We start from the raw sequence: 25,210 nt of genomic DNA, 5'->3' as shown, positions 1-25,210 counted from the left end.
GTCGTCCTTTACGGACGGCACCCGTTTCTTCAAGAAATATAAGGACAAATTATCGTGTGAAACAAATAAGATCTTCTATTTCCAAAGAACCTCCCGTAACCGGGAGGTTCCGTAGAAGGGATTTAACTCCACCTTCAGACAGCGATTATAGATAAGAGAATATTACAGCTTCTCAACATTGAAATATTGAGCCTCGGGATGGGCGAATACCATCGCTGATACTGAAGCCTCAGGCTCCATCATAAACCCTTCTGTAAGCTCAACACCAATATCCTCTGGTGACAGCAGCTTAAAGAGTGGACCCTGATCTTCCAGATCCGGACAAGCTGGATAACCGAACGACACGCGGATACCTTGATATCTGGCACCATGTCTTTTCTTCATGGTCATATCTGCTGAATCGGGGAAACCCCATGTATCCCGCATCATATGATGGACACGCTCGGCCAACCCTTCGGCCACTTCAAGCGCGACTGCTTGGAGAGCATGGGAGCGTAAGTAATCCCCCTTGTCCTTAAGAACTGTCGATCGTTCACGGACACCATGCCCCGCTGTCACTACCAAGAAACCAACGTAATCCATAATACCACTATCCACTGACTTCAGAAAATCAGCCAAACATAAGAAAGGCTCTACTCCTTGTCGCGGGAATGTGAAAGTATGCAGTACCTTGCTGACATCCTCTGGATCATAAATCAGGATGTCATTGCCACGTGACTGTGCCGGAAAGAAACGGTACAGCGCATGTGGTGTAATTGTACCCTCAACCATAGCTTGCTGGATAATGTCATCCACTGTTTCCTTAAGTTCTAAAGTGCGCTTATCTCCCGTACTGAGCAGGGTCTCAACTGAACCTCTTACTCCCAGATGATGTCCAAGCAACATTTGCATGTTCACATAGGGGATAATATGCCCCAAAGGATAGTTACGTAGCACGTGACGATCCAAATCCGGTGGGATAAATACAGGAGCATCCGGAGAAATCTTCGAGCGAACCGCTCTTGTCAGTACTGGAAGTTCCTGCTTCGGAGCAACTGCAACCGCAGCGTCCTCCTCGGTACGAATCTCATCCTCTATTTTGAACCGTTCCTCAGGATTCATCAGACGGTTCGCAATAGCCAAACCATCCATAGCATCCTTCGCATACAACACCAAGCCTTCGTATTCAGGTCGAATACGTGTTTTGGTGAACTTGCGCGTTAAGGCTGCACCGCCGACCATGATCGGAACATCGATACCCGCTGAACGCAAATCCTGAGCAGTCAGCACCATCTGCTGAGCCGACTTCACTAGTAAGCCAGATAAACCAATAGCATCTGCTTTCTCACGTTTAAAGGCTTCAATAATCGCCTGTGGTGGTACTTTTATACCCAAATTGATAATCTGATAACCATTATTGGAGAGAATGATCTCTACCAGATTCTTGCCTATATCATGTACATCGCCTTTTACAGTGGCAAGCATGATCTTCCCTTTAACTGAAGTCTCATCTTTTTTCATGAATTGCTCCAGATGTCCAACAGAGGCCTTCATAACCTCAGCGCTTTGCAGCACTTCAGCAACAATTAATTCGTTATTGTTAAACAACCGGCCAACCTCGGACATTCCCGTCATTAACGGGCCATTAATAATCTCCAACGCACCTGATTTGAGCAATGCTTCATTAAGATCCGGAATGAGCCCTTCCTTCGTCCCTTCAACCACATAAGAAGCCAGACGTTCCTCCAGCGAAAGACTGGATATTTTCTCTTTTTTATCCACCTTTTTACCGCGATAAGCAGCTACAAACGTCGCAAGAGTCTCATCATTCGTATTATAAATCAACTGCTCGGCTAGGTAACGTTCCTCTTCAGGTATGGAGGCGTAGCGTTCCAGCTTCTCCGTATTCACAATCGCATAATCAAGACCCGCCTTGGTACACTCATAAAGGAATACAGAATTCAGCACCTCACGTCCCGCTTCTGGCAGACCGAAGGAGACGTTACTGATTCCCAGAATCGTGTGCACTGCTGGTAGTGCTTCTTTGATTAGGCGAATCCCGTCAATGGTTTCTTTAGCAGAACCGATATACTGCTCGTCACCAGTGCCCACAGGAAATACAAGTGTATCAAAAATAATATCCTCTGCAGCCAGACCATACTTGTTGACCAGCAAATCGTGGGAGCGTATAGCGACCGCCAGCTTGTCGGTCGCTTTAATAGCCTGTCCTGTCTCATCAATTGTACCTACTACAATAGCTGCGCCATATTTATGAATAAGTGGAGTTACCAACTCGAATTTTTCTTCACCATCTTCAAGGTTAATAGAGTTAATTATTGCTTTACCTTGGCAGTACTGCAAAGCCAAGTCAATAACCTTGGGATCAGTGGTATCAATCATTAAAGGTACCTTAACCTTCTTCACTACCAAGTCCAGGAAAAGCTTAATATCCTCAGTCTCATCACGGTCAGGGTCTTGTACGCAAACATCAATAACCTGCGCTCCACTCTTGACCTGAGCACGAGCGATTTCTGCTGCTTCCTCGTACTTACCTTCAACAATCAAACGTTTGAACTTTCTTGAGCCCAGTACATTCGTGCGTTCTCCGACCATGTATGGACGATTATCACTTTCAATATAGATAGGCTCAATACCTGATAATGCAGGTGGATGACTTCCTGTAAGTGGACGTGGAGGAAATTGTGATAATGCTTCTGCCATCTTGCGAATATGCTCCGGTGTTGTTCCACAGCAGCCTCCAGCAATATTAAGCCAGCCCTTCTCAGCAAAAGCTGCAACCTTATGCGCTAGCGATTCAGGTGATTCGTGATAGTTCCCATTCTCATCCGGCAGTCCCGCATTGGGATAGCAGCTTACTGCTGCTGACGAAATTTCAGATAACGAACGAATATGATCACGCATGAACTCCGGTCCAGTTGCACAATTCAGTCCGAACGAAATCGGCTTCAGGTGTTCCAGTGAAATGTAAAAGGATTCAATATTCTGCCCAGCCAGCGTTGTACCCATAGGCTCTATTGTGCCCGAGATCATAATCGGAAGTGTGATACCTGTTTTCTCAAAAGCATTGCGAATACCAATACTTCCCGCTTTCACATTAAGAGTATCTTGGGAAGTCTCCAACAGTAAAGCGTCAACCTTACCATCTATCAGCGCTACTGCCTGCTCTTCATAGCTATCTACAAGCTCCTGAAAGGTTACACCACCAGTTACGGAAAGCGTCTTAGTCGTTGGGCCCATGGCCCCTATAACATAACGTGGACGTTCAGGCGTATCGTATTTATCTGCAGCGTTGCGAGCCAGTTGCGCTGCCACCAGATTGATCTCGCGTGCCCGCTGCGAAATATCGTATTCCGCAAGAACTACTGATGTTGCACCGAATGTATTAGTCTCGATGAGATCAGCGCCAGCTTCTAGGTACTGCTCATGTATTTTCTGAATAACCTCCGGCCGGGTAAGCACCAGCATTTCATTACAACCGTCAAGGTCTTCTCCGCCGAAGTCTTCGCCGGTAAGTGGCACCTGTTGGATCATGGTACCCATGGCACCATCAAGAATTAATATGCGTTGCTGCAAGCTTTCAGCAAGTGTGAATTTAGCCAACTTCAAATCCCCCCAGTAAAACATTAGAGTAAGTTTAGCAGAATTAAGGGAATTCGGAAAGCCTTCCTTTCCACCCTGCATAATCCGTATTCTGTGGCGGAGAATCCCGCCCATTTCATTTATGGCTGTACGGTAAGCTCTTTACTTGGCATAGAATGCTGTGTTCGTGCAGTAACATGGGAAGTGACCGTATACTGACCTTCTTGCTTTAGTATACCCTCGGCGCTATACAACCCATTTCCTGCAGACTTTCCGTTCAGCTCCTGCTTCAAAGTTGCATCAGCCTTATTTATGATTTCGAACTTAACCTCTTTTGCATCATCTACCGGCTGATTATCTTGTGTCACAACAGCTTCAAAAGTCACCTTTTCATTGACGGAAACCTCATCAGGATTCCATCGTAACTCTACCTTAATTGCAACCATAGATAGATCTGTGCTGTTCATATGGGACTGTTCTTGATTGCCTAAGGAACATCCCCCAAGTCCAAAAATTGTAACAACTGAAAATAGAAAGACCATTTTCCTGTGGGTCATCATTTGTTGTCCTCCCGGTTTAAGTGTAGGGCGGATCTATACTGACATCTGGCGTAATGCTTTCTTTTTCTATTATACACATAATTCTCGAGTTTTCGGAACTCAGAATCTTGGCTCCTCCAGTTATCAATGACATAGTTCACACAACCATTGAGCTTTCCCTGTATACTTTCAAATAAAAAACCAGCATCCCATCAAGGGACACTGGTGTCTAATCTGTTCATTATAGAGATTGTACTAGTGGAAGGAGCTCTGTAAGATGTCCAATTTCATAGTTAGGTTGGATCGCCGGATCTGGAACTTTGGCGTTCCGGTTAATCCAAACTGTTGTCAAACCCGCTGCCAGCCCTCCGCGAATATCCGTGGTGAGTTTATCACCGACCATAATTCCCTGATCCGGTGTTATCTCAAGCAATTCAAGCGCATGCACGAAAATATCCTTATCTGGCTTGCCTTTGCCAAAACTTCCCGATATAACAATATGGTCAAAGTATGGAATCAACTCCGGTACACCATCCAGCTTCTCCTGCTGCAGAGCTGGGCAGCCATTTGTAAGCAGTAGCAGCTTCACTTCTCCGCGCAACTGATCAAGTACCTGGATCGTTTCCTCATAGATATACGGGCGACTGCGGCGCTCTGCGGCAAACTTGGCAGCTAGCGTCTCAGCTAATGCTTCATCATTCACACCTAGAGCTGCAAGCCCACGTCTCCAAGATTCTTTCCGATAGGTAGGAGCTAGTTGCTCCAGTTGACGGAATTCCGGTTGCTCCCCTGCAGTAAAGTTGGCCCAAAGAGCTTCGAAGGGATTAATCCCGATCATCTGAGTGAAAGGAAAGGTTTCATAAGATTCATACAGACCTCTTGCTTCCCTGCGGACAGCGACTTCAAGTTCCTGAGGATTTATAGAGTCTCCAGCCGCTTCACAGGCAAACCGAAACGCTTCTTCAATACTCCGGTCATCCCATAGCAGTGTATCGTCAAGGTCAAATAGTACAGCAGCAATTGGCATTATAGCGCTCCTTCTCCCTAAGATGGACTCTAATGTTATTCGTGTTCGATTACAATGTTGTTAGCCTTTGCAAATTGCTCCAGCCGTTCACCCATGGAGGCCGTATTATAACGATTAATTAATCTTGAGAAAACCCATCTTGTCCGTTTGCCCTTATGCTTAATCGTAACCGCGCCACGCGAAAGGGTGATGTTCTCAATTTCAGCAGCAGGCAGAAAGCGTTCACGATTGAATTTGGACGTGGAGAGTTTGTTGCGATCTACCTTTAAGTATGGCCGACGGAAATAGATAAGTGCCGCCAGAACAAAGTAAAGGACAACACCCAGCCAGTTGGCTAGAAGACCCTCAGATCTTTGCGAATCTATCGTTCCTACTAACCAAAACATCACACCAAGCGCGAATAAAACTACTGGAAACACAATATTCCGTCCTTTAAAAACATCAACATTCTTTGCAGGGGTTTTCGAAGCATAAAGAGTCTCCTTGCCCTGTTTCTTTCTTTGCTTATTGATATTTTGCGTGTTGCGTTGAACCATTCTTTCCCAAGAACGGGCCATGTCATTTCCCCCTAGTCATACTGTAATATCTATGAAAAGGTACCGAGGCGCTAATGTTTTAGCCCCTTGTTGCCTTGTCCATGCTCATCATTATCTACAACTTCAATAGTATTCAGCTGAGTACGGAAATTACTGCGGAAATTAGCAAGATACAATTCGCGGAGCTTGGCGCGTTCTGCCGTTTCCTCTTCACTAAGGCCGGTGCTCTTCTGCTTGCGTGCTAATTCGTTAATGCGTGCGACCATTTTATCGAAGTCCAAAACTTTCCCCTCCCCTAATAAATTCATTCTAACTTTGCCATGAGAAAAAGAGCTTGTCAAGGTCTACTCCCTGCAAGCTCTGTCTTATACATGTATGCTGTTCATAATAAATTAATAAATAGGCAATGTAATGATATCTCCAGCCTTAATATTACTGTCCTCTAATCCACTAGATCGTTTAATTCCTTCTATATATACAGCCGTCTTCATATCTGTCGGTTTGTTCTCAAGTGCAATACTCCAAAGTGTATCTCCACGTTCCACAACAACCCGCTTCTCTTGCTTCATTAAAGACACTGATCCTGCAAATACGTTACCAACCACTGTAAAGCCAGATACCACAAGTAGAATTATTAAGGATAACTTTACCAATTGATCTTGCTTGAACATCTTCAATACTCTATCTACCAGTCGACCTGTAATTTCTCTGCTTAATTTCAATTTATCAGATACAGAAATCTGCCCAACAGCTTCGACCTTCTGAGCCTCATCATAGATACTGCGGTATGTGCTATACTTCATCATCAAACATCGCCCTCCAAACACTTGTTCTTACTTTCAAAAATAATATAACACGAACATGTGTTTTGATCAATAGCTTTTTTCGAACAATTGTTCTCTTATTTCGGGAGGTCTATTTTCCAGCTCTAGAATATAAAATATCAATATTTAGCCTCTCTACTTCATTTTAAATTGGTAGATTAGAACTTATGTTTGTGCGAACGGTAGTTCTATGTTATAATTTTCCCAAACATTACTATATGGGGTTGATTCCGATGTCCAAGATTTCGAGTCGCCAGCTGGCGATCCTGGAATTTATACGTAACGAAGTCCGCAGCAAGGGTTATCCACCTTCTGTCCGCGAAATTGGTGAAGCCGTCGGCCTTGCCTCCAGTTCAACAGTACACGGTCACTTGGACCGGCTCGAGAAGAAAGGTCTAATCCGTCGTGACCCAACGAAACCACGTGCGATTGAAGTACTTGGTCAAGATGATTCCGATAATGTTCATCAATTTGCCCAAACCGTTACCCGTGTTCCTGTTCTCGGTAAAGTCACCGCCGGAATTCCAATTACAGCCACAGAGAATATTGAAGATTACTTTCCGCTACCTTCTCATTTCATTGGTGACAACAAAGTATTTATGTTATCTGTACTTGGAGACAGTATGATAGACGCTGGTATTCTGAATGGTGATTATGTCATCGTGCGTCAACAGCAAACTGCCGACAACGGAGATATCGTTGTAGCTATGACCGAAGAAGACGAGGCAACCGTTAAGACCTTTTATAAAGAACGTGATCATATACGCCTGCAACCAGAGAATCCTGCCTATGAACCCTTACGTCTAAACCGCGTTACCATCTTGGGCAGAGTGATCGGATTGTTCCGCGATATCCACTAGTGTTATGCCCTCCTCCAATAAAGACAAAAGGCAGTTCCGCTTCTATGCGGAACTGCCTTTTGTCTTTATTGGAACAAGATGAAACGGGTGCCGTCCTTTATATGGACGGCACCCGTTTCTTCGAAAATATAAGGATAAATTATCGTGTGAAACATATAAATTCTTATATTTCGAAAAAAGTTTATCATAAATTCACCACGCAGAAACCATCTTTCAAGCATCGCCCTCATTGTATTAACAGCCCCGACACTCCACACATATTCTATCCTGAGAGGAGTGATGAATACGATGCCAAATTATCGAATTATCGTTGATTTATCACAACGTATGTTATATCTGCTTGATGATAACACCGTTGTCAGAGGGTTTCCTGTTGGGATCGGCAAAATGCTAACCCAATCTCCCTTGGGCGAATATACAATAATCAACAAGCAGCCTAATCCTGGTGGCCCGTTTGGAGTCTTTTGGATGGGATTATCGAAACCGCATTACGGCATCCACGGAACCAATGACCCTTCCTCCATCGGAAAAGAGGTCTCTCATGGCTGCATACGTATGTATAATGAGGATGTTACAGCTCTTGCAGCAATACTTCCTATAGGAATCCGAGTGACCATAAGAGATTAAAGTATTTCCTTTCTGAGCTTCTGCTTTTACAAAAGAGGTTGTCCTAAATTCATGTACATGGCTTATAGGTCAGCCTCTGGCAACTTCTAAATATTTTTACTGATCTGCGAGGACTTCTGCAATTATATGTCGAATATTGTAACTGGTATTAATACTTGAAGGGAAGTGTCAGGATTGAATAATTCAAAAATAAGAACCCTCGTGGATTTTAAGGTTGATACACTGGGCAAGCTCTCCAATTTATTATTAAATAATGAGCTTGTTAGCGAGCGAAAGGTTAACCTGCTTACGGCCTTTGGCAGTATTCAAGGAAATGTATCTCCCAACAGTTCGAATAAGGAGGATCTATTTAATTTAAAATCATTGATGGATGACGTCATTGTGGACGAGTACATATCATATCTGGAATCTGAGCATCCGGACAAGAACTTCAACTATAACTTCATAGTCCTGGATAACGTTATTGTTAGACCATTCGCCAACTATGAGCTCGCGATTGAATATAAACAACTGATTGTTTATGCAGATCAAATAACAGCTTTTAATTTCTTGTAACCTTAATTTTGGGTGTATCCCTCGGAACAAACTAAACCGGTATTTTCCGAGGGGGGCTCAAAATGCTTTTTTAGGGATATGCACTCGGAATTCAAATCCAGCTCTTCTATATTTAATATCACCCATATTTACAAAATCCGGTGTATATTCGCGAATCGGCCCACAATAATCTACAATACAATCCGGTTGCTCCGTCTTCTTCTGGACTACATATACCTGAACCTGAGCGAGCGCAGCGGTAAAAAGATCGGCATCTGTAGAAAGTACTTTATAAGTATTACTCATGATATCACTCCTATATGAACGTAATTCTAAAGTTATAACTTCACAAAAGAGTATATCACTTCCTGCATACAGGTTGTACAGTCTTATAAATAATATCAAATCGTCTGACGTTTATTCATCAAGCTATTTATTCTCTCTGAACTAATGAGCATGATGATAATATAGGCTACAATGACAAACGGAAAGATCATAAACGAGGTAAGGGCAGCTACCCATCCCAGCAGCGGCGGCAGGATTGCTCCTCCTACATAGGCGACAGCCATTTGATAGCCCATGATCTTTTGGGAGTGCTTTTTCCCGAAGCGGACTGGCGTTTCATGCAGCATACAAGGAAATATAGGGGCAGAGCCTAAGCCAACCAGAATAAAACCAATTAGCGAAAACATCTCCGGTAACGGTATGACCAGTAATATAGCCCCTAGCAATGCTATTATTTGTCCAGCACGTATAAGATCCCGGTTGCTGAATCTAAAAGTTACGAATCCGGTGAGCAATCTCCCTGCTGTTATACCTGCATAATACATGGACACCCATTGCGCTGCCGATGAGGCAGACAATCCCTTCACATTCACAAGAAAACTACTCCCCCACAATCCCATTGTCGCTTCAACACCCACATAAAATAAGAAAGTAAATAAGGCAAACTTAACACCTTTAATTTTCAAGGGTTTCTCATGGGTCTCCGGAAGTAATGAATGGATGGATATGATTTGCTCCTCTTTTTCCACAACATGGTTGGTTCGCTCAACCCGTTTCCATAATGGAAGTGTGAGGAATAACACCAAAACCAATCCAAACTGAATCAGGCTAACAGCAGTATAACCATCTCTCCAAGAATGCCCCCCTGCAATATTATGGGACATTATAATAGGTCCAATCATAGCTCCAACCCCCCAGAAACAGTGCAGCCAGCTCATATGGTGCGCTTTGTAGTGGGTAGCCACATAGTTATTCAACCCGGCATCAATTGACCCCGCTCCTAGTCCAAGCGGCAGCGCGCAAATAGCAAGCCACAGAATAGAGGGTGATAGTGAGAAGCCTAATAGCGAAACAGCGGTGATTGCAACACTGATTAAAGTGACCTTTCCAGTACCCAAACGATTTAGCACAGCCTCACTTGCTAAGCTGGAGATGATCGTACCGGCCACAATGACCATGGAGAGCACACCAGCCATTTCAATGGGTGTTCCATACTCGATTTGCATGACCGGCCACGCTGCTCCTAGCATAGAATCAGGCAATCCCAAACTAATGAAAGCTAAATAGATGATGATTAAAAATAATGTGGCCATTAGCGATTCCCACCTATACTGTCATATTTGATTAAATGTATCTCTGGTTCTAACGTACTGAGGGTTTGCACTATCATTCCCTCTCTATAATCAGCTGCAAAATCCTCGGAAAGCAACAGCTTTGGCATCGCGCTTGCAGGCAGTTGTGTACTGCATCTTTGGGTAAGTTCATGGATATGGTCCATCGTTAAAAAGCTCCCATACAGCACTACAGCATCAGGATTCAGCACACTACAGATTGTTACCGTAAGTTTAGCTATCGCTTCAGATAGCAGTTCTGATGAGTCCAGCAAGGCAGCCTCCCCCCATGCTATCCCCAGCGGTATATTGGCAATTTCACCGGCAAAGCTTCGTCTCCCTCTGTACAGCTTTCCATTTAGATATATACCAGCTCCAGGAGGGAACTTTTCCGGGAAATACAAGTAGACTATTGAAGCATCGACAGCTACCTGCGTACGTCTGCAGAACCCAATAACTGCAGCATTCACATCATTTTCCATAACAACTGGTTTTTGATAGCGAGTTCTAAAGTGCCCTGTAACCGAAATACCTAGTAAGGATTCATAGTCTGACACAATCATTTTCCCATCATATTCAGCGCCAGGTAAACCGAAGCCAAGCGCCTGAATAGAAGCATAGAGACTAATACAATGATCAATAATTTGTTCAAAACTTTGCAGATTCACAAGTTCTACTTGAACATTTGTTTCGTACATGCTTTTTCCGGAAAGATTGACAATGGTGCCATGGATAAAGGTACAACCTTCCGTTTCATAGGGATATACAATCAAAGCAAGAACGAACTCCTCATTGTATGTATATTGTTGCGCAGGTCTCCCTCCACTAGATGAAATCAGCCCAGACTCAAGCACTTCATTGTATTTCACTAAATGCTGCAGCACAGTAGCGACAGTCACCACGCTCAAGCCTGTTGTCTCAGCAATTTCTCGTTTGGTGGCTTGTTGCTTCTCCTTCAAGACTCTTCTAACCAAATTAATATTAACCTCTCTTGTGACAAGAGCATTTCCGCCAATATTCTCCATATATAATAATCACCTCACTTAATACAATACTTTATAAAAGTATTTTAATATATCTATATTTTTCGGGGGCTTATTCTAAGCCCTCGTCATTGGTTAAGTAACCTGTATGAGAGAGAGAATATTCTATATTCTATTATTGGCTCAAAGCCAAAATCAGCGGTTGATCTATTGTGATTAAAGCCGCATACCCGTTGCTACCGTATTCTTCCCTTTTCCAATTATATTACTTGAGCATCGCCGTAGTGGATATGCGTGAAGGAAACATTAAGCGAATGAAATAAGAGAAGATCCTACCAAAATGTTTGGTAGGATCTAGGAAAAGAATGAATCCACCGGGGAGTGGAGAACTTAACTATAACCTCTAAACCTTAAAGCTACATAAAGCTCCGCTGAATATTTCCTTAATCTTTTCTGGATGAACAGTTATCCCACGACATCATTGATAAACTGGATTTAGAATGAAGGTCAGACATGAGGAGGACAACATGAAAATTCCATTTTATAGAAAGTGGTTGTTCTGGTGCATCGTAGTTGTGCTTATAGGATTCTTTGTCATAACCAACGGAGGTAAAAAAACAACAATAGAACAGGTAACTCCTACTGCTACTATTGAGCCAACTGAAGAGGCCATTACCGAACCTATAATTGAGCCAACAGTGGAGCCAACACAGCCAACACAATCAACAGACCAGCCTACAAATGGGCCAAGCGTTACCCCAGCAACTACCGAACAGGTCAACGAGAGCTGGGAATCCACGCTAAAAAGACTTGCTCAATCAGATGCGTCACCTACAGAAAAAGCCACATCGGCTGAAGCGTTAGCAAGAAATTACAAACCAAATAAAGACGAATTGCTTGATTTCGAATCGTCCATTGTTGAGGAATACACTTCGGAGAACTATCTGGCTAATATCGATGATGCTGAATACATGTTGACCAATATATTTAAAGCTATTGTTGTTGGAAATCAACATAGTGATGGTGAAGCGATAAGTGATTTTGCCTTCGATTTTTATCAAAACACGAAATATACGTATCTGGGTGTAAATGCTGTTGATAGTGACAGTATAAAATCAAATGAACAGCAAATGGAAAAAGCTTTGGCAAAGCTGAAAAAATAGCCTTCCATCTTCAACAAAAAAATTCCGACAATCCAAAATGGATTATTGGAATTAGGAAAAGGGCTATGAATTAGGTTAGATCAAGAAAGCCTTAGATATAATTACCAACAAGATAAACAGAACCAGAATTGCACTAGTAGAAGTAAACCCTCCTGCAAATTCACCCATCATATTCCCTCCTTTGTATTTGAATACAAATTAGAATATGAAAATTACTGAGGTACACTTGGGCATTAGGGAATGAAATTGTCTCGTAAAAATATGCCCCAACAAACAAAAACCCTAGACGCTACATTCAGCGTCTAGGGTTTAGCCTTCTAGTAAAGAGTCATGTACTGCGCTCTTTCCCATTCGTGGACTTGGGTGCGGTAGATGTCCCATTCAATCTCTTTCAGTTCATAAAAATGTGCAAGAGCATGTTCGCCGAGAGCTTCTGTAATCACATGACTGCGAATCATTTCGCTCAACGCTTCTTTCAAATCTCCTGGCAAGCTTGGAATACCTTCTTCAATACGTTCTTCCTCAGACATAATGTAAATGTTACGGTCAATAGGAGCTGGAAGATCAAGCTTGCGCTTAATACCATCGAGCCCTGCCTTCAACATTACAGCAAGTGCGAGGTACGGGTTAGCTGCTGGATCTGGATTGCGGACCTCAACGCGTGTGCTAAGCCCTCTTGAAGCTGGGATACGAATCATTGGACTGCGATTGCTCGCGGACCAAGCTACATAACAAGGCGCTTCATAACCAGGCACAAGACGTTTGTAAGAGTTCACTGTCGGGTTCGTAATGGCAGCAAAAGCACGCGCATGCTTTAATATACCAGCCATGTAATAGCGTGCAGTTTTACTCAAACCAAGAGAATCGCTTTCATCATAGAACATATTCTCTTCGCCTTTAAACAAGGATTGGTGAGCGTGCATGCCTGATCCGTTCATTCCAAATAATGGTTTAGGCATAAATGTTGCATGCAAGCCGTGTTGACGGGCAACCGTCTTCACTACAAGCTTAAAGGTTTGAATTTGGTCAGCAGCTTTGATTGCGTCAGCATATTTGAAGTCGATCTCATGCTGGCCATAAGCCACCTCGTGATGTGAGGCTTCCACTTCAAAGCCCATTTCTTCCAGTGTCAATACGATTTCGCGGCGGCAGTTCTCCCCAAGATCCATCGGCGCCAAATCAAAATATCCACCTTGATCGTTTAATTCTGTAGTAGGATTACCCTTTTCATCCGTTCTGAACAAGAAGAATTCAGGCTCAGGTCCTACGTTCATAGCAGTGAAGCCCATTTCTTTAGCTTCAATCAAGCAGCGCTTGAGAATACCCCGTGGATCTCCAGCAAAAGGAGTGCCATCAGGCATGTACACATCACAAATCAAACGTGCCACACGATTATCCGTCACCCACGGGAAAATCACCCAAGTGCTAAGGTCAGGATAAAGATACATGTCAGATTCCTCGATACGCACATAACCTTCGATGGAAGAACCATCGAACATCATTTTGTTATCAAGTGCTTTTTCTAGCTGACTTACTGGAATTTCTACATTCTTGATTGTACCGAGCAGGTCGGTAAATTGCAGACGAATAAAACGGACATTCTCTTCCTTGGCAATGCGCACTATATCCTCTTTAGAAAAGCTCACTTTACCCTCTCCCTTTCAAGCTTCTTTATCTTATTTATTAAAAAACCGGGATAGCTCACCTTGAATCAGAGAAACTTGTCCCGGTCTTTTACCGGAAACCAGTTCTTGCTTCAACAGACGATGGAGCTGGGAGTCGGACAATTCTCTACGTCTAACCTCTGTATCAGGGGTTATCACTGTAGCTTCATCCGATTCCTTAGAAACGGGGTTCATCACTTGTTTGATGCCAGCGATATTGACACCCTTCTCTATCAATGCTTTAATCTCCAACAGTCGTTCTACATCATTAAACGAGAATAAACGTTGGTTGCCTGATGTACGCGCTGGTACGATCAAGCCGTGCTGCTCATAATAACGAATTTGTCGCGCAGATAAATCGGTTAGCTTCATTACGATTCCTATAGGGAATAATGCCATATTTCTGCGGATTTCATCACCCATGACTCATCCAACCTTCCAATGATCTTTTTCTCATCTCATTGTACATTTCCTGTTCTTGCGTGTCAATGGTGTGTAAGATATTCTCACAACATCTATTGAAACCTACAGGAATCTAGGTGAAGTGAATGTGAGCTATATAGGATTAGACTTTTCCGCAGTATATCACATTGAACTATCCACAAGCAAAAATACCCATCTCTGAAACCTTTTATGAGTGAAGTGTGAGTAACATAAAACAGAAAGACCCAGGCATTAATCGAGGCCACTGAAAAAGTCCATCAGGATCTCAAATAGACATTCTCCTCATTTTTTGAGGAGAATGTCTATTTTTTTCGGTATACTTAAAGTATCAAATCAAAGGCTGGTGGTCTCCATGCTCCCTGAGCAGCAGAATTTTATCTTGAGCCCGTATATCGAACTTTACAATATACTGATTCCTAAGGATAACTTGCTACGGCGAATGGACGAGCTGGTGGACTTTAGCTTTGTTTATGAGAAACTGAACGAAACCTATTGCCACGATAACGGTCGAACCGCGGTGGACCCGGTCCGAATGTTTAAATATCTACTGCTCAAATCTATCTTTGACTTGTCCGACGTCGATCTGGTGGAACGCTCTAAAACCGACCTGTCGTTCAAGTTTTTCCTACATATGGCTCCGGAGGAAGGGGTCATTGACCCCAGTCTGTTGACCAAATTTCGCAAGCTGCGACTGAAAGATATGAAGTTACTCGATCTGCTCATTGGCAAAACGGTGAAAATCGCCATTGAAAAAGGCGTCATTCGCAGCAAAACCATTATTGTGGATGCGACTCATACCAAAGCGCGCTATACCCAAAAGACCCCGCAAGAAGTGCTGCGAGAACGCTCCAAAAAGGTACGTAAAGTGATCTACAGTATAGAGGAGTCAATGAAAAATGTTTTTCCGTCCAAGCCGACTACGGATGTCCTTGAGGATGAAATCGAATATTGCCAGCGGTTGGTTGCGGTGATTGAGCAGGATGGAAGGTTTACGGGACTTCCCAAGGTAAGCGAGCCTTTAAATCTGCTGAAAGAAACGGTCGCCGATGATGTGGAGCATCTGCAAACCTCTACCGATCCGGACGCCAAAGTGGGACACAAAAGTGCAGACTCTTCTTTTTTCGGATACAAAACCCATATCGCCATGAGTGAAGAACGAATAATTACAGCAGCGACGGTTACGACGGGCGAACAAAATGACGGGAAACAGCTCCAAACGCTGATTGAAAAAAGTAAGGCTGCAGGGATGCAGGTTGAAATCGTAATTGGAGATACGGCCTATTCAGAAAAAGACAATCTGTCCTACAGTGCTCAAAACGAAATCGAGCTCGTCTCCAAATTAAACCCTTTGATTACGCAGGGAAACCGAAAGAAAGGGGACGAATTTGAATTTAATAAAGATGCGGGAAGGTATGTATGCAAGGCTGGCCATCTGGCCATTCGTCGAGCGCGGCAGGGAAAGAAAGGACGGGGGAAAAACCAGACTGACACCTATTATTTTGACGTAGAGAAATGCAAACGATGCCCACTGCGCGAAGGCTGCTACAAAGAAGGGTCAAAGAGCAAAACCTATTCGGTAAGTATAAAGAGCCACGAGCATCTAGAGCAGGCAAGGTTTCAAGAAAGCGAAGCCTTTAAAGCCAAAGCCAAGGAGCGTTACAAGATTGAAGCTAAGAATAGTGAACTCAAGCACAGACATGGGTATGATGTTGCGTCTACCTCGGGTCTGATTGGCATGGAAATTCAAGGAGCAATGGCGATATTTGCAGTGAATCTGAAACGGATTTTGAAGCTCATGAGCTAAAAAGGGCTCAGTCCAGCAACAATACATCTTAAAAAGACGACATTCATTCGCCAAGATCCGAATGAATGTCGTCTTTTGGATATAGTTGTTTCCAATCTTCCGAGAAGGCCATGTTTTTCAGTGGCCAGGCATTAATCTGCTGGATCTTCTACACTCCATATTTCTAAGAAGGGGATCTTGAACAATCCTTGTTCTTCTGTCTGCAGGTGAATCTTTCGGGTTGTGGAATCCATCTTTTCAATAACTCCAGTTACCTCTCCTATCTTAAAAACCATCAACGTTATTGGCCTTTTGCTACTTGCCGCTGCTTCTAGCGACTCTCCAAGTTCCTGCATTGCAAACTCATCGTAGTTGGGAAGATCGTAATATTTCAAGTTTACGTGTGCGGTCATTATAAATCATCCTTTCGAACGTCCCTTTCCATATTATATACGAATAAACGTTCGTAATACAATGATCATTCCCTACTGGCACATAGTTATGTTTTAAAAAGGTTAAGTGCTATAATTTACAGTTGAGGTCCTTACCTTTTTGGGCTATCAAAATTTCAAAGAAGGAGACTGAAATGAGTAAACTAAACATCGGAATTATACTGGGAAGCACACGACAAGGCCGCGTAAGCCCACAAGTAGGCGAATGGGTAAAAAGTATTGCGGATCAGCGTGAAGATGCAAATTATGAAATCGTAGATATCGCAGACTTCAAACTTCCACTTTTAGGAGAAGTCGATGCTACCGAGCAAGCAACTGCTTGGAATACAAAACTCGCCAGCCTGGATGGATTCGTATTCATTGTTCAAGAATACAACCATAGTATTTCAGCATCTCTGAAAAATGCACTGGATTATGCGCGTGAAGCATGGAACAATAAAGCAGCAGGTATTGTCAGCTACGGCTCAGCTGGAGGAGTTCGTGCAGCAGAACATTTGCGCGGTATCTTGGGAGAATTACAAATAGCTGACGTTCGAGTACATCCACTATTATCATTGTTTACAGACTTTGAAAATGGAACTGTATTCAAACCTGCTGAATTACATGTTGCTAATGTGAATGCTATGCTGGATCAAGTTCTTGCTTGGAGTGGTGCATTAAAGACTTTACGTCAATAATCACTATTTACCTAAGAGTAGATCCTTTATATTGAAAGTCAGCCACTTCAAACAACGAAGTGGCTTTTTGCTGATGACCAGCCACTATGCTGTTCATAATTATTTCTGCAAACTCAATAAATTCCGATCTCGCATACTTTGTAGTGCCATTAGAACTCCGTATTTGACATGTGAATACGTTAATCCACCTTGCATATACCCGATATATGGAGCGCGAATTGGAGCATCTGCAGATAACTCCAAGCTCCCACCCTGGATGAAGGTACCGGCCGCCATAATGACAGGATGTTCATATCCAGGCATATCCCAAGGCTCTGGAACCACATGACTGTCAACAGCTGCCGCGCGCTGAATTCCCTGCACAAAGGCTATCAGGTGCTCAGGACCGTCAAAAGCTACAGCCTGAATCAGATCCGTACGAGGTTCGTACCAGGCGGGTTTTGTCGTGAATCCACAACGTTCAAATACGGCCGCCGCAAAAATACTTCCTTTAACGGCCTGACCAACCGTATGAGGTGCCATGAACAATCCTTGATAGATCCCACGAGTCGTTCCCAGCATCGCTCCTACTTCTGCCCCGATACCCGGAGCTGTCAAGCGGTAGGCTGAGAGTTCGACAAGATCGCGGCGACCACAAATATAGCCACCTGTCTCAGCAATACCGCCGCCTGGATTCTTGATTAATGAACCGGCCACAAGATCAGCGCCCACCTGCGGTGGCTCCAGCTCTTCGGTAAACTCCCCATAACAATTGTCCACAAACACTATTACATCGGGTTTTAGAGCTTTTACCTGAGACGTCATCTCACCGATTTCAGCAATACTAAAGGAAGATCTCCAGTCATAACCACGGGACCGCTGAATGCCGATTACTTTTGTCTGTGCATGTATGGAAAGAGCCACTTCAGCCCAGTCCACTTTCCCTTCGGCTGTAAGGGCCACCTCGCGGTAGGTAATGCCAAAATCAGCGAGCGAGCCTGTTCCATCACCAGACTTGCCTACAACCTTATGCAGCGTATCGTAGGGGCGTCCGGTGATGTAGAGCAGCTCATCCCCAGGGCGAAGCACCCCAAAGAGCGCTGTTGAAATTGTGTGGGTGCCGGAAGCAAAATGAGGCCGCACCAATGCCGCCTCTGCACCGAATACGTCCGCATAGACGAGATCCAACACTTCCCGCCCCCGGTCATTATATGCATAACCTGTGGAACCAGCAAAGTGGAAATCACTCACCTGATGCTGCTGAAATGCCTCTATTACTTTCCACTGATTCTTATCTACTATGTGGTCCAGCAGCTTTACTGCACTCTCTATTTCGATTTCCGCTAACGCTGCCGCCTGTAAGATATCCTCTGCAAATACTACCATTTCCCCTATTCTCTCCTTACATTCACATGCCATCATAATGACAGGAAAGCGTCAGTTTCCTGGCGCTTTCCTGTGTGTTAATGCTATTAATGAGGTTCAATAATTAAATTACTGACTTAGTTAGTTCTGTTCCACAAAATCGACAAGCTTATAGCTCCATTTTTCATAATCGTCTTTGTTCAAGCGGACGCTGTAGAGAACATCATTCTCATCAAAATTTTGCTCTAAGATCTCGCCTACTCTGTACAATAACGCGGACAGGTCTCCACGATCTCCGGGAATACGGAAGACTAACGTTTCACCAGCCAATTCATCCGTGATGATCTCTGTAAGCAGGGTCAGATCATCAGGATTATAAGCACTGATCTTCAGATAGCCCGCACCTGTCGGCAGCATTTCCAGTTGTTCTGGTTGACACAAATCAATTTTGTTAAACAGCACAATCTGCGGTTTGCTCGCTGCACCAAGATCCTGCAAAATGGAGTGCACTACATCCATCTGCTCCTGGCGCATTGGTGATGAAGCATCCACTACGTGCAGCACCAGATCCGCTTCATTCACTTCCTCCAGCGTCGCCCGGAAGGAGGCCACCAGATCATGCGGCAAATTCTGAATAAATCCAACGGTATCAGTTAATACGACTTCCTTACCCCCAGACAACTGCAATACACGTGAAGTTGGGTCCAGTGTAGCAAAGAGTTGGTTCTCAATATATACATCCGCATTCGTAAGCTGCTTCAGAAGTGTTGATTTACCAGCATTTGTGTAGCCAACCAGAGCAACCTGTACCGCCCCGCTTTTACGACGGCGTTCACGGTGCAACTCGCGCGTCTTCACGACTTCATCCAGTTGACGTTTCAGCTCGACAATCTGATCGCGGATATGGCGACGGTCTGTCTCCAGCTTGGTTTCCCCTGGACCTCTTGTGCCCACACCGCCACCTAGTCTGGATAAATTCTTACCTTGCCCAGACAAGCGAGGCAGCAGATACGACATCTGGGCCAGCTCTACTTGGATAATTCCCTCGCGTGTTTTCGCGCGTCCAGCGAATATATCTAGAATAAGCTGCGTCCGGTCTATGATCTTTAGATCCAGAGCTTCTTCCAAATTACGTACTTGAGCGCCTGAAAGCTCCTGATCAAATATAGCAGTATTAGCACCAAGTCCATCTGCGATCATCCTGAGCTCTTCAACCTTACCTTTGCCTATAAACCATTTCGAATCAGGGGTTGCTTTATTCTGGCGTAACACATCCAGCACTTCAACTCCTGCGGTCTCCGCCAACTGAACTAATTCCTGTAGAGAAAGCTCAGGATCGACTCCAATACGTTTGATCTTATCCGTGACAAGGCTGACCAAAATAGCCTTGTCTTGCACTTCTGTATCCGTATCATGCGTGGTTATTGCCATGTATGTCGTTCTCCTTATGACCTTAATATTATCCTTGTTTCATAATCTACAGCTTAAAGTCTTCTGTCCGCAAGCTCATCAGCTCCTGCTTCCCAGGGCTGATGCTCTCATACTGATTCAACAGGCGTACAGCTTGAGCGCGAACAGCCTTCTCAATCGCGTTACGTACATATCGTGCATTGCTGAAAGCGTGCACGCCTTCGGTTCTCTCCAGCAGCAAATGCTGCTTTAACTTGAGTATCGCCTGCGGCATCAAAATATAATCGCGCTCTTTGGCCATCAATTCAGCAATCTGCAGCAGTTGGTCAAGTGTATAGTCAGGAAATTCAACTTGGATCGGAAAGCGTGAGGGCAGGCCCGGATTGCTCATCAGAAAATAATCAATTTCACCAGAGTAACCAGCCAGAATCAGCACAAATTGACTCCGATGATCCTCCATAGACTTTACTAGCGTATCAATCGCTTCTTTACCAAAGTCTTTATCACCACCGCGTGCCAGACTATAGGCTTCGTCAATAAAAAGGATGCCTCCCAGTGCTTTCTTAACTAGATCCCGTGTCTTTTGTGCGGTGTGTCCAATATATTCACCCACTAGATCGGCTCTTTCTACCTCAATGAGATGACCTTTGCTTAACACACCCATACGTTGAAACAGCTTGGCGATAATTCGCGCTACAGTTGTTTTTCCGGTACCCGGATTGCCTTTAAAGACCATATGATACGCTTGACCACCACTCGCTAGCCCAGCTTCGCTGCGCATCTGCGCAACCTGCAGCAGCGCATATATTTCAAATACCAGTTCTTTAATATTGTCCAAACCTACCAAGGCGTCGAGTTCTTGGCTTAATTCTTGAAACAAGCTGCTGTGGCCTGGTATCTTGGGAGGTACCACCTGACTATCTCCAACTATATGGGTAATAGCCGGAGGCTCCTGATTCCGCAATACTACATTAATTTGTCGTGACGGTCTGCCTTCCTCCCGCCCGCTTGCCGCCGCTACGCGTCCGTTCATCGGGTTCACCTCATTATCCAGGGCTGACTTCTCTAATCAAGTCTATTCCAGCATATGAAGTCTTATTAGCAGATTCGGGATTTTTCAGGGACAAATCACAAGAATAACTGTTGGAGCTTCCATTTAGTGTAAGCCAGCACCTCACGTGTCTTATGACGGGCCATGGACAGAACCTGAGAATCGGTTAATCCGAGTTCCGGATTATTATAACCAAGCTCGTCCGCAATTTCCTGAGCCCGCCGCCCATGGTAGGTATGAGTAATGATAATCGCAGTAGATAAACCTTCTCGATTCATAATCTCTTTGCTGAATAAAAGATTCTCGTAAGTACTGGTAGCCTTATTTTCCATATAGATGGCGCTGTCCGGCACTCCTTGCTTGACCAAATAATTACGCATACCTTGAGCCTCGGTATACTGGAGATCTGCTTGATCCAAACCGCCAGTTACAATAATATGCGAGAATTTACCTGCCTGATAGAGTTTAAGCCCGTAATCCAGACGTTCCTGCAATCCGGGACTGGGTTCATCTCCCCACATAGACATCCCTAGAATAATGCCTGCATCCGCTTGATTCATTGGATTGGTTGTAGCTGCACGGTTAATATTCCAAAGGGCAAAAGCACCCCAAAGCAAACCCATAATCACAAGAGCTGCTAAAATAATCAACCAAAAGCGTTTAGACCAAAACCCGCGTTTTCGGGTCACCCTTCGAATCGGGGATGAGCCTCTTTCGTAGACATACCAATCCATTTTATTTCCTCCTGAATTCTCCATGATGGAACAATTCCGCACGATGCTTCAAAGAGAGGGAGAAATAAGGAAAGGCGTGAGCATCGATGCTGTGCAGGATAGCGTTAGCAGTATTCCAGGCCAAATTGTAATCGCCATCCGAAATATTTTCCCGTTCCAACGCTTCCTCGAGCTCATCCTCATCAAGCAAAAAAACCTCTCCATTCCACAGCACTACAACATCCAGATATAAATCATCAAACCAGGGAACTCCCTGATCTGTGACACCCTGAACTTTGCAGGTATCAATATACCATTGAATAATATTCTGTCTTTCATCGAACATAGCCGTCACAATATAGTGACTGTCTTTAGGGAAATATTGCAGCCACGAATACCCTTTGTCCGCGATGCGGTATGTATGCCTGCCATAGCTCTTCCACAGTGGTTCTTTCAGTCCGTAGATAGTGTACAGCGTAATGTAACCGTTAAATTCCCGGCTCTCCACATAACGGCAGGCAAAATGGCGGCGCGTAATCCGGCGCCAGTTGGCCCGGTCTCCGAATTTACGTTTCATAGATATAACCCTCTCCAGTATGGTGTCTTCAGCTTACCACATTTAGCGGATACACTCAAAATATCCCTGTATTATGCAACTTTTATTTCTTATCACTCATAAATAAACCCCGGCAGCCCCCATACTCCAATGTAACCAGAGCATAAGGTCTGCCAGGGCAGTGTAATTCATCTTTATAACAGCTGTTGAGTATTACTGTGTGGTGACCCCATTGTCTACAGCTCCTGCTGTTGGATCAGGACTGGCAACGGCACCACTATCGGCTCCGGAATTTGCTGGTCCTGACGTTGCCGCAGGTGGAGGGGTAGGAACGGGCGTCTCTGATACAGGAGGGGTCGTAGCAGCTGGAGGTGTTCCTTCTCCACCATTTCCGCCTCCGTGATTACCGCCATTTCCATTGTTGCCTTTTCCATTGTTGTCTTTTCCATTGTTGCCTCCATTCCCATTACCTGGGCCACCATTGTTTCCACTATTCTCAGGTGTAGCCGTTGGAAGGTTTGGATCAATTGTGGCTTCTGGCACCTGCGTCGGCAGTTCATCCTGTACAGATAAAGAAGCTGTGTTGGAAGGTTCGCTTTCTATATCCAATTCAGGATAATACGCCGTTACATAATACTCATACGTCAATCCTGGCATGGCGCTTATATCCCCTGCATTTATAGCTACCGTATTTAACAGTGGACTAAAGTCTGCCTCAGATGTCTCACGGCGATAAATTCGGTATTCCACGCCTGCTGTAGGGACAGCCTGCCAGTTAAGATTAACTGTCATTGTAGTTGGATCATACTCTGCTGTCAGTCCGCTTACCGCCTGAGCTGTCTCAGGGGTTGCGGTAGGTTCAGAGACATCGACATTATCCGGATGCGGGAAGGATTTCTCCGGAACATCTCTCAGTGCCTCCTCCATGACCTTTCCCCAGAATGCTGCCGCAAGAGGGCTACTGTTCTTGAGCAGATGCTGCTTGCTGGGCTTGTCATAGCCCATCCATACAGCAGCTGTCCATTCCGGTGTATATCCCACGAACCAAACATCGCGGTTCGAGCTGATACCGGTATATCCACTTTGGGTCGTGCCGGTCTTACCGGCAACAGGACGGTTGATTTTCGCTTTTTTACCGGTACCGTCTTCCACGACCTTCTGCATCATTTGCGTCATTTGGTAAGCCGTTTTCTCGCTCATGACACGTTCTGGTGTCGTATTAGCTTTATAAACCGTCTCACCCGTGCTATCCGTGATAGATTTAATAGTATAAGCATCTCGTAACTCTCCGCCATTCGCAAAGGCACTGTATGCTTGAGCCATTTCCAGCGTGTTCGTTCCTTTGCTCATACCTCCGAGCGCCAGAGAGAGATTCTTATCCTCATCTTCAAGGTCAATACCCATCTTCTTGGCGAATTCAAAACCGGTATCCACACCGATCTCATTCAGCAGCCATACAGCCGGGATGTTCTCCGATTTCTGCAAGGCATCGCTCATACTGATGGTCGAAGAATATCCATGCAAGTTATTTGGACAGTATTTACCAAAGCATTGTTTCTCATTGCTGAGACTAGAGTCTGGTGTAAACTTGCCGGACTCCAGCGCAGGTGCATAAGCAACAAGTGGCTTGAAAGCTGATCCAGGCGAACGACGGCTGCTGTTAACGCGGCTGTAGCCTTTTTTCTCATAGTTTCGTCCGCCGAGCAGTGCCACTATACTGCCATTCTCCTGATTAATGATGGTCATAGAGCCTTGTACCAACTCATCGTCGACACTCTTCTCAAAGTTGTTACTATCCGCAAAAGCATCCTCAACGGTCTCCTGGGCATGCTTATCCATTGTGGTGTAAATTTTGTATCCACCGATATTCAGATCATCCTCGGACAGACCGAACTTGTTTTCTGCCTCGTCCACTGCATAATCAATAAAAGCCTGATAACGCTGCTTGCTTTCCGGCGGTTTATAATTGTAATCAACGGCCTTAGCCTCATTCATCTCCTGTTCAGTAATGAAACCCTGCTCATTCATGAGCTGAAGCACCACTGCACGCCGTTCCTTGGAAAGTTCCGGATTGCGAAGCGGGTTATAGCGTGAGGGACCTTTTGGCATCGCAGCCAGCGTGGCAATTTGCCATATTTTGAGGTCATTCAAATCACTTTTACCAAAATAACGGATGGAAGCTGCTTTGATCCCATAGATGGTACCACCAAAGTTAATCCGGTTCAGATACATCGTAATGATCTGTTCTTTAGTATTGTTATTCTCCAGTGCTACAGCAATCGATACCTCTGTCGCTTTGCGGAAAAAAGTTTTGTCCCGCGTCAGAAATATATTTTTGGCCAACTGCTGCGTAATGGTACTGCCACCTTCAACCATGCTTCGTGCCGCAACATCCTTGACTGCTGCGCGTCCGATCGACCAAAAGTCGACCCCTTTGTGTTCAAAGAAACGCTTGTCTTCTGTAGCGACAAATGCATTAACGAGTAGCTTAGGAATGTTCTCATAATCTACAGGATCACTCTTCTCCAGTGACAATTCACCGATAAGATTCGCATTGCGGTCATAGATCTTGGTCGTTTCATTGACAGTCAATTTATCCCTATTCTCCTGAAGCAACTTCTCTCCATTGAGCATAATGAACAAATAGCCGCCTAACGCACAAAAAATCGCTAAGGCCGTTGCAAAGAACAGACTCCACAGCACACGTTTCTTAGTCAAAAACTTCTTTTTCTTCTTAGGTTTCGTTTGATTTGATCCTCTATCTCTATTGCGGTTCGGTATATCGTCTCTGGACATGTTGTCTCCTGACTCCCTTTCGGAACCATTTA

The 25,210-nt window shown here is 44.5% G+C and carries 25 protein-coding genes; 6 read left to right on the top strand and 19 right to left on the bottom strand.

Annotation, left to right across the window (positions count from 1 at the left end; translation table 11 throughout):
• Window positions 1–162 precede the first annotated feature (162 nt).
• The 6 genes from metH to H1230_RS15310 form a co-directional block, all read right to left on the bottom strand.
• Entirely contained in the window at window positions 163–3,540 is a 3,378-nt protein-coding gene (gene metH / locus H1230_RS15335) for a methionine synthase (protein WP_481857176.1), read from the bottom strand.
• Window positions 3,541–3,719: 179 nt separating this feature from the next.
• Complete coding sequence (locus tag H1230_RS15330) at window positions 3,720–4,139, bottom strand: FixH family protein (RefSeq protein WP_239716735.1); 420 nt, start codon at window positions 4,137–4,139, stop codon at window positions 3,720–3,722.
• 220 nt (window positions 4,140–4,359) lie between these two features.
• The gene (locus tag H1230_RS15325) at window positions 4,360–5,145 is read right to left on the bottom strand and encodes an HAD family hydrolase (RefSeq protein ID WP_239716733.1); all 786 of its coding nucleotides are present in this window, start codon (window positions 5,143–5,145) and stop codon (window positions 4,360–4,362) included.
• A gap of 35 nt (window positions 5,146–5,180) precedes the next feature.
• Complete coding sequence (locus H1230_RS15320) at window positions 5,181–5,702, bottom strand: hypothetical protein (RefSeq protein WP_239716731.1); 522 nt, start codon at window positions 5,700–5,702, stop codon at window positions 5,181–5,183.
• A 50-nt stretch (window positions 5,703–5,752) separates the two neighbouring features.
• The gene (locus tag H1230_RS15315; RefSeq protein WP_239716729.1) at window positions 5,753–5,962 is read right to left on the bottom strand and encodes a DUF896 domain-containing protein; all 210 of its coding nucleotides are present in this window, start codon (window positions 5,960–5,962) and stop codon (window positions 5,753–5,755) included.
• A gap of 111 nt (window positions 5,963–6,073) precedes the next feature.
• Window positions 6,074–6,487, bottom strand: a complete 414-nt coding sequence (locus H1230_RS15310; protein ID WP_239716727.1) for a LysM peptidoglycan-binding domain-containing protein — start codon at window positions 6,485–6,487, stop codon at window positions 6,074–6,076.
• Window positions 6,488–6,738: 251 nt separating this feature from the next.
• On the opposite strand from H1230_RS15310, the gene lexA reads away from it, so the two are divergent.
• From lexA to H1230_RS15295, 3 genes are all read left to right on the top strand, one after another.
• Entirely contained in the window at window positions 6,739–7,365 is a 627-nt protein-coding gene (gene lexA / locus H1230_RS15305; RefSeq protein WP_239716725.1) for a transcriptional repressor LexA, read from the top strand.
• A gap of 288 nt (window positions 7,366–7,653) precedes the next feature.
• Window positions 7,654–7,992, top strand: a complete 339-nt coding sequence (locus H1230_RS15300) for a L,D-transpeptidase (RefSeq protein WP_239716723.1) — start codon at window positions 7,654–7,656, stop codon at window positions 7,990–7,992.
• A 174-nt stretch (window positions 7,993–8,166) separates the two neighbouring features.
• Window positions 8,167–8,547, top strand: coding sequence for a hypothetical protein (locus H1230_RS15295; RefSeq protein WP_239716721.1), 381 nt, complete (start codon window positions 8,167–8,169; stop codon window positions 8,545–8,547).
• A gap of 57 nt (window positions 8,548–8,604) precedes the next feature.
• Here H1230_RS15295 and H1230_RS15290 read toward each other — a convergent pair whose 3' ends face one another.
• The 3 genes from H1230_RS15290 to H1230_RS15280 form a co-directional block, all read right to left on the bottom strand.
• Window positions 8,605–8,832 carry a hypothetical protein gene (locus tag H1230_RS15290; protein WP_239716719.1) on the bottom strand — a complete coding sequence of 76 codons (228 nt, stop codon included), beginning with the start codon at window positions 8,830–8,832 and terminating at the stop codon, window positions 8,605–8,607.
• A gap of 95 nt (window positions 8,833–8,927) precedes the next feature.
• Window positions 8,928–10,124, bottom strand: coding sequence for an MFS transporter (locus H1230_RS15285; protein WP_239716717.1), 1,197 nt, complete (start codon window positions 10,122–10,124; stop codon window positions 8,928–8,930).
• On the bottom strand, window positions 10,124–11,167 hold the full coding sequence (locus H1230_RS15280) for an ROK family transcriptional regulator (RefSeq protein ID WP_239716715.1): 1,044 nt from the start codon (window positions 11,165–11,167) through the stop codon (window positions 10,124–10,126). Before H1230_RS15280 ends, H1230_RS15285 begins: the two co-directional genes overlap by 1 nt.
• 485 nt (window positions 11,168–11,652) lie before the next feature.
• Between H1230_RS15280 and H1230_RS15275 the strand changes: the two genes are divergently transcribed.
• On the top strand, window positions 11,653–12,288 hold the full coding sequence (locus H1230_RS15275; RefSeq protein ID WP_239716712.1) for a PT domain-containing protein: 636 nt from the start codon (window positions 11,653–11,655) through the stop codon (window positions 12,286–12,288).
• A 75-nt stretch (window positions 12,289–12,363) separates the two neighbouring features.
• Here the strand turns inward: H1230_RS15275 and H1230_RS15270 are convergent, their stop codons facing one another.
• From H1230_RS15270 to H1230_RS15260, 3 genes are all read right to left on the bottom strand, one after another.
• A complete protein-coding gene (locus tag H1230_RS15270) occupies window positions 12,364–12,456 on the bottom strand; it encodes a YjcZ family sporulation protein (RefSeq protein ID WP_481857175.1) in 93 nt (30 codons plus the stop codon).
• Window positions 12,457–12,605: 149 nt separating this feature from the next.
• The gene (gene glnA / locus H1230_RS15265; RefSeq protein WP_239716707.1) at window positions 12,606–13,934 is read right to left on the bottom strand and encodes a type I glutamate--ammonia ligase; all 1,329 of its coding nucleotides are present in this window, start codon (window positions 13,932–13,934) and stop codon (window positions 12,606–12,608) included.
• Window positions 13,935–13,964: 30 nt separating this feature from the next.
• Entirely contained in the window at window positions 13,965–14,375 is a 411-nt protein-coding gene (locus tag H1230_RS15260) for a MerR family transcriptional regulator (RefSeq protein WP_154119813.1), read from the bottom strand.
• Window positions 14,376–14,748: 373 nt separating this feature from the next.
• Here H1230_RS15260 and H1230_RS15255 point away from each other — a divergent pair, with 373 nt between their 5' ends.
• Entirely contained in the window at window positions 14,749–16,200 is a 1,452-nt protein-coding gene (locus tag H1230_RS15255) for an IS1182 family transposase (protein ID WP_239717352.1), read from the top strand.
• A gap of 131 nt (window positions 16,201–16,331) precedes the next feature.
• Here H1230_RS15255 and H1230_RS15250 read toward each other — a convergent pair whose 3' ends face one another.
• Window positions 16,332–16,592 carry a YolD-like family protein gene (locus tag H1230_RS15250; protein ID WP_239716706.1) on the bottom strand — a complete coding sequence of 87 codons (261 nt, stop codon included), beginning with the start codon at window positions 16,590–16,592 and terminating at the stop codon, window positions 16,332–16,334.
• A 173-nt stretch (window positions 16,593–16,765) separates the two neighbouring features.
• Between H1230_RS15250 and H1230_RS15245 the strand changes: the two genes are divergently transcribed.
• Complete coding sequence (locus H1230_RS15245) at window positions 16,766–17,308, top strand: NADPH-dependent FMN reductase (protein WP_239716704.1); 543 nt, start codon at window positions 16,766–16,768, stop codon at window positions 17,306–17,308.
• 99 nt (window positions 17,309–17,407) lie between these two features.
• Here H1230_RS15245 and H1230_RS15240 read toward each other — a convergent pair whose 3' ends face one another.
• From H1230_RS15240 to H1230_RS15215, 6 genes are all read right to left on the bottom strand, one after another.
• The gene (locus tag H1230_RS15240) at window positions 17,408–18,673 is read right to left on the bottom strand and encodes a methionine gamma-lyase family protein (protein WP_239716702.1); all 1,266 of its coding nucleotides are present in this window, start codon (window positions 18,671–18,673) and stop codon (window positions 17,408–17,410) included.
• A gap of 120 nt (window positions 18,674–18,793) precedes the next feature.
• On the bottom strand, window positions 18,794–20,083 hold the full coding sequence (gene hflX / locus H1230_RS15235) for a GTPase HflX (protein ID WP_239716701.1): 1,290 nt from the start codon (window positions 20,081–20,083) through the stop codon (window positions 18,794–18,796).
• 46 nt (window positions 20,084–20,129) lie between these two features.
• Complete coding sequence (locus tag H1230_RS15230; RefSeq protein ID WP_239716699.1) at window positions 20,130–21,095, bottom strand: AAA family ATPase; 966 nt, start codon at window positions 21,093–21,095, stop codon at window positions 20,130–20,132.
• Window positions 21,096–21,190: 95 nt separating this feature from the next.
• The gene (locus tag H1230_RS15225) at window positions 21,191–21,847 is read right to left on the bottom strand and encodes a YdcF family protein (protein WP_239716697.1); all 657 of its coding nucleotides are present in this window, start codon (window positions 21,845–21,847) and stop codon (window positions 21,191–21,193) included.
• A gap of 1 nt (window position 21,848) precedes the next feature.
• On the bottom strand, window positions 21,849–22,403 hold the full coding sequence (locus H1230_RS15220; protein WP_239716696.1) for a ribonuclease FAU-1 family protein: 555 nt from the start codon (window positions 22,401–22,403) through the stop codon (window positions 21,849–21,851).
• A gap of 192 nt (window positions 22,404–22,595) precedes the next feature.
• Window positions 22,596–25,178, bottom strand: a complete 2,583-nt coding sequence (locus tag H1230_RS15215) for a transglycosylase domain-containing protein (RefSeq protein ID WP_239716694.1) — start codon at window positions 25,176–25,178, stop codon at window positions 22,596–22,598.
• Window positions 25,179–25,210: the final 32 nt, after the last annotated feature.

The organism is Paenibacillus sp. 19GGS1-52 (genome assembly GCF_022369515.1).
Classification (GTDB): Bacteria; Bacillota; Bacilli; order Paenibacillales; family Paenibacillaceae; genus Paenibacillus_AQ.
This window is presented reverse-complemented; position numbering and strand designations above follow the sequence as displayed.

Coding starts and splice junctions, on each gene's coding strand:
- metH (WP_481857176.1), bottom strand. CDS start 3,540: ATGGGTACCATGATCCAACAGGTGCCACTTACCGGCGAAGACTTCGGC.
- H1230_RS15330 (WP_239716735.1), bottom strand. CDS start 4,139: ATGATGACCCACAGGAAAATGGTCTTTCTATTTTCAGTTGTTACAATT.
- H1230_RS15325 (WP_239716733.1), bottom strand. CDS start 5,145: ATGCCAATTGCTGCTGTACTATTTGACCTTGACGATACACTGCTATGG.
- H1230_RS15320 (WP_239716731.1), bottom strand. CDS start 5,702: ATGGCCCGTTCTTGGGAAAGAATGGTTCAACGCAACACGCAAAATATC.
- H1230_RS15310 (WP_239716727.1), bottom strand. CDS start 6,487: ATGATGAAGTATAGCACATACCGCAGTATCTATGATGAGGCTCAGAAG.
- lexA (WP_239716725.1), top strand. CDS start 6,739: ATGTCCAAGATTTCGAGTCGCCAGCTGGCGATCCTGGAATTTATACGT.
- H1230_RS15300 (WP_239716723.1), top strand. CDS start 7,654: ATGCCAAATTATCGAATTATCGTTGATTTATCACAACGTATGTTATAT.
- H1230_RS15290 (WP_239716719.1), bottom strand. CDS start 8,832: ATGAGTAATACTTATAAAGTACTTTCTACAGATGCCGATCTTTTTACC.
- H1230_RS15285 (WP_239716717.1), bottom strand. CDS start 10,124: ATGGCCACATTATTTTTAATCATCATCTATTTAGCTTTCATTAGTTTG.
- H1230_RS15280 (WP_239716715.1), bottom strand. CDS start 11,167: ATGGAGAATATTGGCGGAAATGCTCTTGTCACAAGAGAGGTTAATATT.
- H1230_RS15275 (WP_239716712.1), top strand. CDS start 11,653: ATGAAAATTCCATTTTATAGAAAGTGGTTGTTCTGGTGCATCGTAGTT.
- H1230_RS15270 (WP_481857175.1), bottom strand. CDS start 12,456: ATGGGTGAATTTGCAGGAGGGTTTACTTCTACTAGTGCAATTCTGGTT.
- H1230_RS15260 (WP_154119813.1), bottom strand. CDS start 14,375: ATGGGTGATGAAATCCGCAGAAATATGGCATTATTCCCTATAGGAATC.
- H1230_RS15255 (WP_239717352.1), top strand. CDS start 14,749: ATGCTCCCTGAGCAGCAGAATTTTATCTTGAGCCCGTATATCGAACTT.
- H1230_RS15250 (WP_239716706.1), bottom strand. CDS start 16,592: ATGACCGCACACGTAAACTTGAAATATTACGATCTTCCCAACTACGAT.
- H1230_RS15245 (WP_239716704.1), top strand. CDS start 16,766: ATGAGTAAACTAAACATCGGAATTATACTGGGAAGCACACGACAAGGC.
- H1230_RS15240 (WP_239716702.1), bottom strand. CDS start 18,673: ATGGTAGTATTTGCAGAGGATATCTTACAGGCGGCAGCGTTAGCGGAA.
- hflX (WP_239716701.1), bottom strand. CDS start 20,083: ATGGCAATAACCACGCATGATACGGATACAGAAGTGCAAGACAAGGCT.
- H1230_RS15230 (WP_239716699.1), bottom strand. CDS start 21,095: ATGAACGGACGCGTAGCGGCGGCAAGCGGGCGGGAGGAAGGCAGACCG.
- H1230_RS15225 (WP_239716697.1), bottom strand. CDS start 21,847: ATGGATTGGTATGTCTACGAAAGAGGCTCATCCCCGATTCGAAGGGTG.
- H1230_RS15220 (WP_239716696.1), bottom strand. CDS start 22,403: ATGAAACGTAAATTCGGAGACCGGGCCAACTGGCGCCGGATTACGCGC.
- H1230_RS15215 (WP_239716694.1), bottom strand. CDS start 25,178: ATGTCCAGAGACGATATACCGAACCGCAATAGAGATAGAGGATCAAAT.